The organism is Actinosynnema sp. NPDC023658 (assembly GCF_040639995.1).
In the GTDB taxonomy this organism is placed as follows: Bacteria; Actinomycetota; Actinomycetes; order Mycobacteriales; family Pseudonocardiaceae; genus Actinosynnema.
This window is the reverse complement of record NZ_JBFAAX010000033.1, coordinates 19,033-32,292: the sequence shown is the minus strand read 5'-3', so window position 1 is coordinate 32,292 and position 13,260 is coordinate 19,033. Positions and strand designations below refer to the sequence as shown.

13 protein-coding genes are annotated in these 13,260 nt (G+C 70.1%); all 13 read left to right on the top strand.

The genetic code is table 11. From position 1 onward, the window contains the following. The first annotated feature begins 132 nt into the window (after positions 1 to 132). On the top strand, positions 133 to 822 hold the full coding sequence (locus AB0G02_RS07180) for a demethylmenaquinone methyltransferase (RefSeq protein ID WP_360790629.1): 690 nt from the start codon (positions 133 to 135) through the stop codon (positions 820 to 822). Positions 823 to 896: 74 nt separating this feature from the next. Further along, positions 897 to 2,174, top strand: a complete 1,278-nt coding sequence (locus AB0G02_RS07175; protein WP_360790627.1) for a geranylgeranyl reductase family protein — start codon at positions 897 to 899, stop codon at positions 2,172 to 2,174. A gap of 346 nt (positions 2,175 to 2,520) precedes the next feature. After that, complete coding sequence (locus tag AB0G02_RS07170) at positions 2,521 to 2,886, top strand: NADH-quinone oxidoreductase subunit A (RefSeq protein ID WP_033428518.1); 366 nt, start codon at positions 2,521 to 2,523, stop codon at positions 2,884 to 2,886. 15 nt (positions 2,887 to 2,901) lie between these two features. After that, positions 2,902 to 3,450, top strand: coding sequence for an NADH-quinone oxidoreductase subunit B family protein (locus AB0G02_RS07165; protein WP_360790624.1), 549 nt, complete (start codon positions 2,902 to 2,904; stop codon positions 3,448 to 3,450). A 96-nt stretch (positions 3,451 to 3,546) separates the two neighbouring features. Then, positions 3,547 to 4,245: an NADH-quinone oxidoreductase subunit C gene (locus AB0G02_RS07160; RefSeq protein WP_360790634.1), complete on the top strand. Its 699-nt coding sequence runs from the start codon at positions 3,547 to 3,549 to the stop codon at positions 4,243 to 4,245. Continuing rightward, a complete protein-coding gene (locus AB0G02_RS07155) occupies positions 4,242 to 5,645 on the top strand; it encodes an NADH-quinone oxidoreductase subunit D (protein ID WP_360790622.1) in 1,404 nt (467 codons plus the stop codon). The genes AB0G02_RS07160 and AB0G02_RS07155 overlap by 4 nt, the downstream gene beginning before the upstream one ends. Then, positions 5,642 to 6,427: an NADH-quinone oxidoreductase subunit NuoE gene (gene nuoE, locus AB0G02_RS07150; protein ID WP_360790619.1), complete on the top strand. Its 786-nt coding sequence runs from the start codon at positions 5,642 to 5,644 to the stop codon at positions 6,425 to 6,427. Before AB0G02_RS07155 ends, nuoE begins: the two co-directional genes overlap by 4 nt. Positions 6,428 to 6,442: 15 nt before the next feature. Beyond that, positions 6,443 to 7,762: an NADH-quinone oxidoreductase subunit NuoF gene (nuoF, locus tag AB0G02_RS07145; RefSeq protein ID WP_360790616.1), complete on the top strand. Its 1,320-nt coding sequence runs from the start codon at positions 6,443 to 6,445 to the stop codon at positions 7,760 to 7,762. Continuing rightward, entirely contained in the window at positions 7,759 to 10,248 is a 2,490-nt protein-coding gene (locus AB0G02_RS07140) for an NADH-quinone oxidoreductase subunit G (protein ID WP_360790613.1), read from the top strand. Before nuoF ends, AB0G02_RS07140 begins: the two co-directional genes overlap by 4 nt. Beyond that, a complete protein-coding gene (gene nuoH / locus AB0G02_RS07135; RefSeq protein WP_360790610.1) occupies positions 10,245 to 11,576 on the top strand; it encodes an NADH-quinone oxidoreductase subunit NuoH in 1,332 nt (443 codons plus the stop codon). Before AB0G02_RS07140 ends, nuoH begins: the two co-directional genes overlap by 4 nt. Beyond that, positions 11,563 to 12,102, top strand: coding sequence for an NADH-quinone oxidoreductase subunit NuoI (gene nuoI, locus AB0G02_RS07130; RefSeq protein WP_360790607.1), 540 nt, complete (start codon positions 11,563 to 11,565; stop codon positions 12,100 to 12,102). The genes nuoH and nuoI overlap by 14 nt, the downstream gene beginning before the upstream one ends. After that, on the top strand, positions 12,099 to 12,941 hold the full coding sequence (locus AB0G02_RS07125) for an NADH-quinone oxidoreductase subunit J (protein WP_360790604.1): 843 nt from the start codon (positions 12,099 to 12,101) through the stop codon (positions 12,939 to 12,941). Before nuoI ends, AB0G02_RS07125 begins: the two co-directional genes overlap by 4 nt. Further along, positions 12,938 to 13,237: an NADH-quinone oxidoreductase subunit NuoK gene (nuoK, locus tag AB0G02_RS07120; protein WP_053715303.1), complete on the top strand. Its 300-nt coding sequence runs from the start codon at positions 12,938 to 12,940 to the stop codon at positions 13,235 to 13,237. The genes AB0G02_RS07125 and nuoK overlap by 4 nt, the downstream gene beginning before the upstream one ends. The last annotated feature ends 23 nt before the right edge of the window (positions 13,238 to 13,260 follow it).

Genomic DNA, 13,260 nt, shown 5'->3' with positions numbered 1-13,260 from the left:
GTTAGCCGCGAGCGTTGAACTCGGTGTCGTGGACGTAGGACTCTCGCGGCCTGGAGGTAGGACTCTCGCCGGTGGGGTGGGGGTGGGGGCGCACGGGATGAGGGGTCGGCGGGTGGGAGTTAGGCTGCGCGCATGTCGCGTGCAGGTCTGGACAAGAACCCCCGCGAGGTCGCGGAGATGTTCGACGGCGTGGCCAAGGGCTACGACCGCACGAACTCGGTCATGACCCTGGGGTTCGACCGGCGCTGGCGGGAGTGGAGCAGGCGGGTGCTCGACGCCAAGTCGGGCGAGAAGGTGCTCGACCTCGCGGCCGGCACGGCGGTGTCGACGGTCGAGTACGCGGCCTCCGGGGCCTGGTGCGTGGCGGCCGACTTCTCGCTCGGGATGCTCCAGGGCGGCGCGCACCGACCGGTGCCCAAGGTCGCCGCCGACGCCCTGCGGCTGCCCTTCGCCGACGACTCCTTCGACGCGGTCACCGTGTCGTTCGGACTGCGCAACTTCAACGACACCGAGGCCGCGCTGCGCGAGATGGCCCGCGTGGTGAGGCCCGGCGGACGGCTCGTCGTGTGCGAGGTGTCCACGCCCACGTTCCGCCCGTTCCGCTTCGTCTACATGCGCCACCTGCTGCGCGTGCTGCCGTTCGTCGCCAAGTTCGTGTCGTCCAACCCGGACGCCTACCAGTACCTCGCGGAGTCCATGCGGACGTGGCCCGACCAGCGCGCGCTCGGGGAGATCATCGCCCGCGCCGGCTGGGAGGACGTCGCCTGGATGAACCTCACCGGCGGCATGGTCGCGCTGCACCGCGGCACCAAGCCCGCGTAGCGGCGGCGCGGGCCCTCAGCAACCCGCAAGTAGACTCGCCTCGGACTTTGTGAACACGGGCACAAGGAGCGGGGATGACGACTCCCAGCCGCCGCAAGGCAGGCGAGGACGCCGAGGTGATCGTGGTCGGTGCGGGGCCCGCGGGCTCCACCGCGGCCACCTACCTGGCACGCGCGGGCCTGGACGTGGTGCTGCTGGAGAAGAGCACCTTCCCCCGGGAGAAGGTGTGCGGCGACGGCCTGACCCCGCGCGGGGTCAAGCAGCTGATCGACCTGGGCGTCGACACCCGCGAGGAAGCCGGCTGGCTGCACAACCGGGGCCTGCGGGTGGTCGGCGGCGGCGTCACGCTGGAGCTCGACTGGCCCGAGCTGGCCACGTTCCCGCCCTACGGCGTGGTCCGGCCCCGGCAGGACTTCGACGAGATGCTGGCCAAGACCGCGGTCGCGGCGGGCGCCCGGCTGCACGAGCAGACCACCGTCACCGGCGCGGTCGTGGAGAACGGCCGGGTCGTCGGCGTCACGGCCAAGCAGGGCCCGGACAAGACCCCGGTCACCTTCAAGGCCCCGCTGGTGCTGGCCTGCGACGGCGTCAGCGCGCGCCTGGCGCTGAGCGTCGGCATCCAGAAGGACGACGCCAAGCCGATGGGCGTCGCGGTCCGCCGCTACTACGCCAGCCCCCGCACCAAGGACGACTACCTGGAGTCGCACCTGGAGCTGTGGGACCGCGCCAACGACGTGCTGCTGCCCGGCTACGGCTGGATCTTCGGCATGGGCGACGGAACCGTGAACGTCGGCCTCGGCATCCTCAGCACCTCCAAGGCCTACGGCACCACGGACTACCGCGCGCTGCTCAAGAGCTGGCTCGACGGCACCCCGGAGGAGTGGGGTTTCCGCGAGGAGAACGCCACCGGCAAGATCGGCGGCGCGGCCCTGCCGATGGGCCTGAACCGCAAGCCGCACTACCGCGACGGCTTGCTGCTCGTGGGCGACGCGGGCGGCATGGTCAACCCGTTCAACGGCGAGGGCATCGGTTACGCCATGGAGTCGGCGCGGATCGCCGCCGAGAGCGTGGTGCAGGCGCTGGCCCGGCAGGGCGCGAGCCGTGAACGCGCGCTCCAGGGCTACCCGGTGCGCATCGAACAGGCCCTGGGCAGCTACTACCGGCTCGGCAACGTCTTCAGCAAGCTCATCGGCAACCCCACCGTCATGCGCACCGCGACCAAGTACGGGCTGCCGCGCAAGACCCTGATGAAGCTGGTGCTGAAGCTGCTGGCGGGCCTTTACGACCCCAAGGACGGCGACTCGTTCGACCGCATCATCACCGCCGCCACAAAGCTCGCCCCAACGGCCTAATCCCGTTCCCCTCAACGTCGCAGCACCGTCCTCCGGGACGGTGCTGTTTCGTTTTGCGTGTGGTCCCGTTCACGGACGTGTCTTCCAACTGTTGATCTAGACCGTGAAAGTGCAGGTCAGCGCACATGTAGGGGGTGCCCGTCACGCCTCTGTGTGACGTTCTACACTGACCCTCAGGTCTTGTGAATCAGTTCACAACCGGCTGGGATGCCTTGTGAAGTGTTTCACAAGCGACCTGCGGATTGTTAGGTGCGCCTAACCTCCGGAGGCCGCAAGAACACCCTTTAGGGTGCGCAACGGTCGGCGGTGCACCACCACCGCGACAGCGAGGAAAGGACGACGGAGAGTGCTGGACCCTTACCTCCCCCTCGTATTGATGTTCGCCCTCGCCGCGGCCTTCGCGCTGTTCTCGGTGACGGCCGCGCCGTACATCGGACCCCGCCGGTACAACCGCGCGAAGCTCGACGCCTACGAGTGCGGCATCGAGCCGTCGCCGCAGCCGGTGGTCGGCGGTGGCCGCATGCCGGTCGCCTACTACCTGACGGCGATGCTCTTCATCCTGTTCGACATCGAAATGGTGTTCCTCTACCCCTTCGCGGTCTCCGCGGACCGGCTCGGCCTGTTCGGCCTGGTGGAGATCGCCCTGTTCGTCGCGACGGTCGGCTTCGCGTACGCCTACGTGTGGCGTCGCGGTGGCCTCGACTGGAACTAGAGGGGGAAGGTCGAAGTGGGTCTCGAAGAGAAGCTCCCGAACGGCATCCTGCTGGCCAGCGTCGAGAAGCTGGTCAACTGGACCCGCAAGTCCTCGCTGTGGCCGGCCACGTTCGGCCTGGCCTGCTGCGCCATCGAGATGATGACCACCGGCGGCCCGCGCTACGACCTCGCGCGGTTCGGCATGGAGGTCTTCCGCGCCTCGCCCCGCCAGGCCGACCTGATGATCGTCGCCGGCCGGGTGACCAACAAGATGGCGCCGGTGCTGCGGCAGATCTACGACCAGATGCCCGAGCCGCGCTGGGTGCTGGCCATGGGCGTCTGCGCGTCGAGCGGCGGCATGTTCAACAACTACGCGGTCGTGCAGGGCGTGGACCACGTCGTGCCGGTCGACATGTACCTGCCCGGCTGCCCGCCGCGGCCGGAGATGCTGATCGACGCGATCCTCAAGATCCACGCGAAGATCATGGACGAACCGCTCGGGGCGAACCGGGCCGCGCTGCTGGCCGAGCAGGGCCACCACACGGACCTGATCCCGTCCTCCCAGCGCTTTGCGAAGAAGTGAGCGGCAATGGCTGACGACAACAACGCCAAGGACGAGGTCGTGAAGACCCCGGGCGCCGGCACCCCGGGCAACGACGAGGCGCTCAGCTCGTCGAGCATGAGCGAGGCCGAGCACGAGGAGCACCTCGAGCGCGGCGGCCTGGTCGCGGGCCGGGCCCGGCAGGGCATGTTCAACATCTCCGGCAGCGGCGACACCTCCGGCTTCGGCGGCCTCCGGCTGCCCGCCCACGTCGCCGCGCCGTCCGAGCGGCCCTACGGCGGCTGGTTCGACGAGGTCGCGGACGAGCTGCTGGCCGCGATGCGGGAGAAGGGCCTGCCCGCCGACACGGTCCAGCAGATCACCGTCGACCGCGGCGAGATCACCTTCTTCCTGCGCCGGGAGCACCTGGTCGAGGTGGCGCGCATCCTGCGCGACGACCCGGCGCTGCGGTTCGAGCTGTGCAGCTCGGTGTCCGGTGTGGACTACGGTCCCGCCGCGCCCCAGCGGCTGCACTCCGTCTACCACCTGACGTCGATGACCTACCGCCGGCGCATCCGGCTGGAGGTCGCGGTCGACGTGGACGACGCGCACATCCCCAGCGTGGTCTCGGTCTACCCGACCGCGGACTGGCAGGAGCGCGAGGCCTGGGACATGTTCGGCATCGTCTACGACGGCCACCCGGGGCTCACCCGGATCCTCATGCCGGACGACTGGGACGGCCACCCGCAGCGCAAGGACTACCCGCTCGGCGGCATCCCGGTGGAGTACAAGGGCGCGGAGATCCCCCCGCCAGACCAGAGGCGGTCCTACTCATGACCGAGCGACTTTCCGACGTGACCACCGGCACCGACACCGCTGCCACCGGCCGCGACAGCGACTCCCACGAGGCGAACCGCACGACGTCGAACCCCGACGCCTACGCGGGATCGCGCGAGACGACCGAGGGCACCGTCTACACGGTGACCGGCGGCGACTGGGACGAGGTGCTGGCCGAGGCGGCGGGCGACGAGCGCATCGTCATGAACCTGGGTCCGCAGCACCCCTCCACCCACGGCGTGCTGCGCCTGGTGCTGGAGCTGGAGGGCGAGACGGTCACCCAGGCGCGCAGCGTCATCGGCTACCTGCACACCGGCATCGAGAAGAACGTCGAGTACCGCAACTGGACGCAGGGCGTCACGTTCGTGACGCGCATGGACTACCTGGCGCCGCTGCACAACGAGGCCGCGTACTGCCTCGCCGTGGAGAAGCTGCTCGGCGTCACCGTCCCGCAGCGGGCGCAGACGATCCGCGTGCTGCTCATGGAGCTCAACCGGATCAGCTCGCACCTGGTGGCGCTGGCCACCGGCGGCATGGAGCTCGGCGCGCTGACCGGCATGACCGCGGGCTTCCGCGAGCGCGAAGAGGTCCTGCACCTGCTGGAGTTCCTGACCGGCCTGCGGATGAACCACGCCTTCATCCGGCCCGGCGGCCTCGCGCAGGACCTGCCCGAGGGCGCGGAGCAGCGGATCAAGGACTTCATCAAGGTGATGGACTCCCGGCTGCCCGACTACGACAAGCTGCTGTCCGGCCAGCCGATCTGGCGCAACCGCCTCGCGGGCGTCGGCTACCTGCCGGTGGACGCGTGCCTCGCGCTGGGCATCACCGGCCCGATCCTGCGGTCCGCTGGCCTGCCGTGGGACCTGCGCAAGGTCGAGCCCTACAGCGGTTACGAGAACTACGAGTTCGACGTGCCCACGTCGAACGCCGGCGACTCCTACGCCCGGTACCTGCTGCGGCTGGAGGAGATGCACCAGTCGCTGCGGATCGTCCGGCAGGCCGTGGACAACCTGACGCCCGGCCCGGTCATGGTCGAGGACGCCAAGATCGCCTGGCCCGCCCAGCTGACCATCGGCTCGGACGGCATGGGCAACTCGCTGGAGCACGTCCGCAAGATCATGGGCCAGTCCATGGAGTCCCTGATCCACCACTTCAAGCTGGTGACCGAGGGCTTCGCCGTGCCCGCCGGTCAGGTGTACGTGCCGATCGAGTCGCCGCGCGGCGAGCTGGGCTACCACGTCGTGTCCGACGGCGGCACCCGGCCGATGCGCGTCCACGTGCGCGATCCCAGCTTCGTGAACCTGCAGTCGATGCCCGCGATGTGCGAGGGCGGCATGGTCGCCGACGTCATCGCGTCGGTGGCCTCTATCGACCCGGTGATGGGTGGTTGTGACCGATGAGCACTTCCGAAGAGGTCTACGCGGCCTCGCCGCTGGACCCCGTCCAGACGCAGCGGCTGGTGAACGAGAACACGGTCGACACGGGCGTGTTCGACCAGTCGATCGTGGACAAGGCGCGGGCGATCATCACGCGCTACCCGGTCGCGCGGTCCGCGCTGCTGCCGATGCTGCACCTGGTGCAGTCGGTCGAGGGGCACGTCAGCCAGGCGGGCATCACGTTCTGCGCCGACCAGCTCGACCTGACCAACGCCGAGGTCAGCGCGGTCGCGACGTTCTACACCATGTACAAGCGCCGCCCGTGCGGCGAGCACCTGGTGAGCGTCTGCACGAACACGCTGTGCGCCGCGCTCGGCGGTGACGCGATCTACGCCACGATCAAGGACCACCTGGGCGTCGGCCACGAGGAGACCGCGGGCGAGCCGGGCACGCCGGGCTCGATCACGCTGGAGCACGCCGAGTGCCTGGCGGCCTGCGACCTCGGCCCGGTGCTGCAGGTCAACTACGAGTACTTCGACAACCAGACGCCGGACGGCGCGCTGGAGCTGGTGAAGTCCTTGCAGGCGGGGGAGAAGCCCCACCCGACGCGCGGCGCCCCGTTGACCGACTTCCGCCAGGCCGAGCTCCAGCTGGCCGGGTTCTTCGAGGGTCGGGACGCGGACCTGGACGGCCCGTCGGCCGCCCCGGAGACGGTGCGCGGGGCCGCGATCGCCGCGGAACGCGGCTGGACCGCGCCGGCCATGCCGGACAACGCGGAGTTCCCGCCCCTGCCGGAGAAGAAGTAGGGAAGGCGAGCGGACATGGTCGGCGTATCTAATGGTGCCTCCGCTGGGAAAAGCACGTCGGCACCCCTGACTCCAGTCCTGACCAAGCGCTGGCTGTCGCCGCGCTCCTGGACGCTGAAAACCTACGAGCAGCTGGAGGGGTACACGGCGCTGCGCAAGGCGCTCACGGCCCACCCGGACCAGCTGATCCAGCAGTGCAAGGACTCCGGGCTGCGCGGTCGCGGCGGCGCGGGCTTCCCCACCGGCATGAAGTGGGGCTTCATCCCGCAGAACGACGGCAAGCCGCACTACCTCGTCATCAACGCCGACGAGGGCGAGCCGGGCACCTGCAAGGACATCCCGCTGATGATGGCGGACCCGCACTCGCTGATCGAGGGCATCATCATCACCTCGTACGCGATCCGGGCGAACTTCGCCGCGATCTACGTGCGCGGCGAGGTGCTGCACGTGATCCGCCGGCTGCACGCGGCGGTGCGCGAGGCCTACGAGGCCGGTTACCTGGGCAAGGACATCCTCGGCTCGGGCTTCGACCTCGACGTGGTCGTGCACGCGGGCGCGGGCGCCTACATCTGCGGCGAGGAGACGGCGCTGCTCGACTCGCTGGAGGGCAAGCGCGGCCAGCCCCGGCTCAAGCCGCCGTTCCCGGCGACCGCGGGCCTGTACGCCTCGCCCACCGTGGTGAACAACGTCGAGACGATCGCCAGCGTGCCCTACATCGTCAACGGCGGCGCGGACTGGTTCCGCACCATGGGCCGCGAGCGGTCGCCGGGCCCGAAGATCTTCTCCCTGTCCGGCCACGTCGAGCGCCCCGGCCAGTACGAGGCCCCGATGGGCGTCACGCTGCGGGAGCTGCTGGACCTGGCGGGCGGCATGAAGGACGGCATCCCGCTCAAGTTCTGGACGCCGGGCGGCTCGTCCACCCCGCTGTTCACCGCCGAGCACCTCGACGTGCCGCTCGACTTCGAGGGCGCGGCCGAGGCGGGCTCGATGCTGGGCACCACCGCGCTGCAGATCTTCAACGAGACGGTGTCCGTGCCGTGGGCGGTCATGAAGTGGACCGAGTTCTACAAGCACGAGTCGTGCGGCAAGTGCACGCCGTGCCGCGAGGGCACCTACTGGCTCGTGCAGATCCTGCAGCGGATGGTGCGCGGCGAGGGCACGGCCAGTGACATCGACACGCTGCTGGACGTCTGCGACAACATCCTGGGCCGCTCGTTCTGCGCCCTGGGTGACGGCGCGGTCAGCCCGATCACCAGCGGCATCAAGTACTTCAAGCACGAGTTCCTGGCTCTGTGCGACCAGAACTCCCAGGTCCTGGCAGGTGCTAACGCATGACCATCGCCCCTGAACAGAAGACCGAGCTCGTGGTCCCCGAGGGCCACGTGAAGCTCGTCATCGACGGCTTGGAGGTCGTCGCGCCCAAGGGCGAGCTGCTGATCCGCACCGCGGAGCGGCTGGGCATCGTCGTGCCCCGCTTCTGCGACCACCCGCTGCTGGAGCCCGCGGGCGCCTGCCGGCAGTGCCTGGTCGAGGTGGAGATGGGCGGGCGGCCGATGCCGAAGCCGCAGGCCTCCTGCACCATGACCGTCGCCGACGGCATGGTGGTCAAGACCCAGCTGACCTCGCCGGTGGCGGACAAGGCGCAGGCGGGCGTGATGGAGCTGCTGCTCATCAACCACCCGCTGGACTGCCCGATCTGCGATAAGGGCGGCGAGTGCCCGTTGCAGAACCAGGCGCTGGCGCACGGCCGCGCGGACTCCCGGTTCCACGAGCACAAGCGGACGTTCCCGAAGCCGATCCCGATCTCCACCCAGGTGCTGCTGGACCGCGAGCGGTGCGTGCTGTGCCAGCGCTGCACGCGGTTCTCCGCGCAGATCGCGGGCGACCCGTTCATCGAGCTGCTGGAACGCGGCTCGCAGCAGCAGATCGGTGTGGCCGAGCAGAAGCCGTTCCAGTCCTACTTCTCCGGCAACACCATCCAGATCTGCCCGGTGGGCGCGCTGACCAGCGCCGCGTACCGGTTCCGGGCCCGGCCGTTCGACCTGGTCTCCACGCCCGGCGTGTGCGAGCACTGCGCGTCCGGCTGCTCGACCCGCACCGACTGGCGGCGCGGCAAGGTGCAGCGCCGGCTCGCGGGCGACGAGCCGCAGGTCAACGAGGAGTGGACCTGCGACAAGGGCCGCTTCGCGTTCACCTACGCCACCGCCGCCGACCGCATCCGCCGCCCGCTGGTCCGCGACCGCGCCACCGGCGAGCTGCGCGAGTCGTCCTGGACCGAGGCGCTGCAGTACGCGGCCGAGGGCCTGGCGAAGGCGCGTGACGGCAAGGGTGTCGGCGTGCTGGCCGGCGGCAGGCTGACGGTCGAGGACGCCTACGCGTACTCGAAGTTCGCCCGGATCGCGCTGCGCACCAACGACGTCGACTTCCGCGCCCGCGCCCACTCGGCCGAGGAGCTGGAGTTCCTGACCAGCGCGGTCCTCGGCACGAACCCGGACAACGGCGGCGTCACCTACGCCGGCATCGAGTCCGCGCCGGCCGCGCTGCTGGTGGCGTTCGAGCCGGAGGAGGAGTCCCCGATCGTGTTCCTGCGGCTGCGCAAGGCGGCCCGCAAGAACCGGACGAAGGTCTACCACCTGGGCCAGTTCACGACGCCCGCGGTGGAGAAGACCAGCGGTGTGCTGCTCGCGTGCGTGCCCGGCCAGGAGCCGTCGGCGCTCAACGCGCTGCCCGAGCACGCCGCCGACGTGGTCGAGGACCTGGCGAAGCCGGGTGCGGTGATCCTGGTCGGTGAGCGCGCCGCCGAGGTGCCCGGCCTGTACTCCGCGGTCGCCGCGCTGGCCGAGCGGACCGGCGCGAGGGTCGCCTGGATCCCGCGCCGCGCCGGTGAGCGCGGTGCGCTCGAAGCCGGCCTGCTGCCGACGTTGCTGCCGGGCGGTCGCCTGGTGAGCGACGAGGCGGGGCGTGCCGCGGTCGAGCAGACCTGGGGCCTGGAGGCGGGCGCGCTGCCCGCGACGGCCGGTCGCGACACCACGGGCATCCTGACCGCCGCCGCGAGCGGTGCGCTGGACGCGCTGGTGGTCGGCGGCGTCGACCCGTTCGACCTGCCGGACCCGGCGCTGGCCGAGCGGGCGCTGGAGTTCGCCGGTTTCGTGGTCAGCCTGGAGCTGCGGCACAGCGCGGTCACCGCGCACGCCGACGTGGTGCTCCCGGTCGCGCCCGCGGTGGAGAAGTCCGGCACGTACCTGAACTGGGAGGGCCGCGCCCGCCCGTTCGCCACGACGCTGGAGGGCACCGGCGCGCTGCCCGACGGCCGGGTGCTGGACACGCTGGCCGTGGAGATGGACGCGGACCTGTTCACGCAGACCCCGGCCGCCGCCGCGGCGGACCTGGCCCGCCTCGGCGCGGGTGCGGTGACGGCCGCCGCGCCGACCGTCCCGGCGCCGCTGCTCACCCAGCCCAGGGAGGGCCAGGCCGTCCTCGCGACCTGGCGCCGCCTGCTGGACAACGGCTCGTTGCAGGACGACGAGCCGAACCTGGCGGGCACTGCGCGGGCCGTGGTGGCCAAGCTGTCGCCGGCCACCGCCGCGCACCTCGGTGTGCAGTTCGGCGGCGAGATCACCGTCTCCACGGACCGGGGTGAGGTGGTGCTGCCGGTCGAGGCGGCCGACCTGCCCGACGGCGTCGTGTGGCTGCCCGGCAACTCGGGCGCGGTCTCGGTGCGGCGCAACCTCGTCGCCGGCCACGGCTCGGTGGTGGCCGTCTCCCCGATCGTCACGGGCTCCGCCGAGCAGATCACGTCGCCCGCTGGAGGCATGGCATGAGCACGGCACAACTCCTCGCCGACGATCCGCTCTGGCTGGTCATCGTCAAGGTCGTCGGCATCTTCGCGTTCCTGGTGGTCATGACCCTGTTCATGATCAACTGGGAGCGCAAGGTCGTGGCCCGGATGCAGCAGCGCCCCGGCCCCAACCGGGTGGGCCCGAACGGGTGGCTCCAGTCGCTCGCGGACGGCCTGAAGCTCGCGTTCAAGGAGGACATCCGCCCGGTCCTGGCGGACAAGTGGGTGTTCTTCCTGGCCCCGGTGATCTCCTGCATCCCCGCGTTCGTCGCCTTCTCGGTGATCCCGCTGGGCGGCGAGGTCTCGATCTTCGGTGAGCGCACCGCGCTCCAGCTGGTCGACCTGCCGGTCGGCGTGCTGGTCGTGCTGGCCTGCTCCTCGCTCGGCGTCTACGGCATCGTGCTGTCGGGCTGGGCGTCCGGCTCGCCGTACCCGCTGCTGGGCGCGCTGCGCTCGGCCGCGCAGGTGATCTCCTACGAGATCGCGATGGGCCTGTCGATCGTCGCGGTCGTCATGCACTCGCACTCGCTGTCCACCTCGGACATCGTCGACTCGCAGAGCGGCGGCTGGTACTTCTACCTGCTGCCGGTCAGCTTCCTCATCTACGTCACCTCCATGGTCGGTGAGACCAACCGGGCGCCGTTCGACCTCCCCGAGGCCGAGTCGGAGCTGGTCGGCGGCTTCCACACCGAGTACAGCTCGCTGAAGTTCGCGCTGTTCTTCCTCGCCGAGTACGTCAACATGGTGACCGTCTCCGCGCTGGCCACCACGCTGTTCCTGGGCGGCTGGCGGTTCCCGTTCGTCGGTGACGACCACGTGCTCAACAGCGGCTGGTTCGGCCTGCTCTGGTTCGTGGTCAAGACGCTCGGGTTCCTGTTCCTGTTCATCTGGCTGCGCGGCACGCTGCCCCGCCTGCGCTACGACCAGTTCATGCGGCTGGGCTGGAAGTTCCTGGTCCCGGTCGCGCTGGTCTGGTTCGTCGCGGTGGCGTTCGCCCGCTACCTGCGCCAGGAGTGGGAGTCCTCCAGCGGCCTGGACACCAGCACCGCGCTGATCGTGATCGGCGCGTTCCTCGTGGTGGTGCTGCTGATCGCGTTCCTGCTGCCGGACAAGCGCGAGCCGCACGACCCCGACGCCGTGCCGGTCACCGGTGGCGGCTTCCCCGTGCCGCCGCTCGACCTCAAGGTGCCCAAGTCGCCCCCGCGCCGCCAGGTGCAGGTCGCGGAACTGCCCGGCGCCGACCACCAGACGCAGGAACCGGCAGCGGTACCCGCAGCTTCACACAAGGAGGCCAGCGATGGGCGTGTTTGATCCCGTCAAGGGCTTCGGCGTCACCTTCGGCACGATGTTCAAGAAGGTCGTCACCGAGGAGTACCCCGAGGTCAAGAAGGTCACCGCGCCGCGGTTCCACGGCCGCCACCAGCTCAACCGGCACCCGGACGGGCTGGAGAAGTGCGTGGGCTGCGAGCTGTGCGCGTGGGCCTGCCCGGCGGACGCGATCTTCGTCGAGGGCGGCGACAACACCGAGGACGAGCGCTACTCCCCGGGTGAGCGCTTCGGCAAGGACTACCAGATCAACTACCTGCGGTGCATCGGCTGCGGCCTGTGCATCGAGGCGTGCCCGACCCGGTCGCTCACCATGACCAACGAGTACGAGCTGGCCGACGACAACCGGCAGAAGCTGATCTTCACGAAGGAGGACCTGCTCGCGCCCCTGCTGTCCGGCATGGAGCAGCCGCCCCACCCGATGCGGTTGGGCGAGAACGAGCAGGACTACTACGTGAACGGCCCGACGCTCGCTTCCCGACAGGACCAGGCACAGGGAGCCGGTCAATGACTCTCCTCCTCCTGGCGCAGCAGCCCGACGAGGTCCAGCGCGTGGTCGACACCGTGACCACGGGCGAGGCCGTCGCGTTCTGGATCCTCGGCCCGCTCGCCCTCGCCGGCGCGCTGGGCATGCTGTTCGCCCGCAACGCCGTGCACTCCGCGCTGTGGCTGGTGCTCACCATGCTCAGCCTCGGCGTGCTGTACATGGTCCAGCAGGCGCCGTTCCTCGGCTTCGTGCAGATCATCGTCTACACCGGCGCGATCATGATGCTGTTCCTGTTCGTGCTGATGCTGGTCGGCCGGGACAGCTCGGACTCGGTGGTCGAGGTGCTGCGCGGCCAGCGGCTCGCCGCGGCGGTCATCGGCGTCGGCTTCGCCGGCATCGTGGTCGCCTCGATCTCCCGCGCGCTGACCGACGTGCAGCCGGTGGGCCTGGTCGAGGAGAACACGCAGAACGGTGGCAACGTCGCCAACATCGGTGAGGCGCTGTTCACCGACTACCTGTTCCCGTTCGAGCTGACCTCGGCGCTGCTGATCACCGCGGCGGTCGGCGCCATGGTGCTCGCGTTCACCTCGCGCACCGGCAAGGACGCCAAGAAGACGCAGCGCCAGCTGGTCGAGGAGCGCTTCCGCGGCGACCGCCCCGGCTCGCTGCCCGGCCCCGGCGTGTTCGCCACCGCCAACTCGGTGGCCACCCCCGCCCTGCTGCCCGACGGCTCGGTCGCGGCCGAGTCGCTGTCCGCGCTGATCGAGACGACCGCCAAGGAGACCTTCGACGACGACGTCGCGGAGGTGTCCGGCACCGGGCAGCAGCCCGACGCGCGCGCGCTCAAGGGAGAGTCGTCGTGACCCCTACGTACTACCTGCTGCTGTCCGCCCTGCTGTTCAGCCTCGGCGCGGTCGGCGTCCTGGTGCGGCGCAACGCCATCGTGGTGTTCATGTGCGTGGAGCTGATGCTCAACGCGGTGAACCTGAGCCTGGTCACGTTCGCCCGCATCAACGGCGGGCTGGACGGTCAGGTCATGGCGTTCTTCGTGATGGTCGTCGCCGCGGCCGAGGTCGTGGTCGGTCTGACGATCATCATGGCGATCTTCAAGACGCGTCGCTCGGCCTCGGTCGACGATTCCAACCTGCTGAAGTACTGAGGGGTCCACGGTGACGACTCTGT

Excerpts from the sequence above, each read along its gene's own strand:
- AB0G02_RS07180 (WP_360790629.1), top strand. The coding sequence starts at position 133 with ATGTCGCGTGCAGGTCTGGACAAGAACCCCCGCGAGGTCGCGGAGATG.
- AB0G02_RS07175 (WP_360790627.1), top strand. The coding sequence starts at position 897 with ATGACGACTCCCAGCCGCCGCAAGGCAGGCGAGGACGCCGAGGTGATC.
- AB0G02_RS07160 (WP_360790634.1), top strand. The coding sequence starts at position 3,547 with ATGAGCGAGGCCGAGCACGAGGAGCACCTCGAGCGCGGCGGCCTGGTC.
- AB0G02_RS07155 (WP_360790622.1), top strand. The coding sequence starts at position 4,242 with ATGACCGAGCGACTTTCCGACGTGACCACCGGCACCGACACCGCTGCC.
- nuoE (WP_360790619.1), top strand. The coding sequence starts at position 5,642 with ATGAGCACTTCCGAAGAGGTCTACGCGGCCTCGCCGCTGGACCCCGTC.
- nuoF (WP_360790616.1), top strand. The coding sequence starts at position 6,443 with ATGGTCGGCGTATCTAATGGTGCCTCCGCTGGGAAAAGCACGTCGGCA.
- AB0G02_RS07140 (WP_360790613.1), top strand. The coding sequence starts at position 7,759 with ATGACCATCGCCCCTGAACAGAAGACCGAGCTCGTGGTCCCCGAGGGC.
- nuoH (WP_360790610.1), top strand. The coding sequence starts at position 10,245 with ATGAGCACGGCACAACTCCTCGCCGACGATCCGCTCTGGCTGGTCATC.
- nuoI (WP_360790607.1), top strand. The coding sequence starts at position 11,563 with ATGGGCGTGTTTGATCCCGTCAAGGGCTTCGGCGTCACCTTCGGCACG.
- AB0G02_RS07125 (WP_360790604.1), top strand. The coding sequence starts at position 12,099 with ATGACTCTCCTCCTCCTGGCGCAGCAGCCCGACGAGGTCCAGCGCGTG.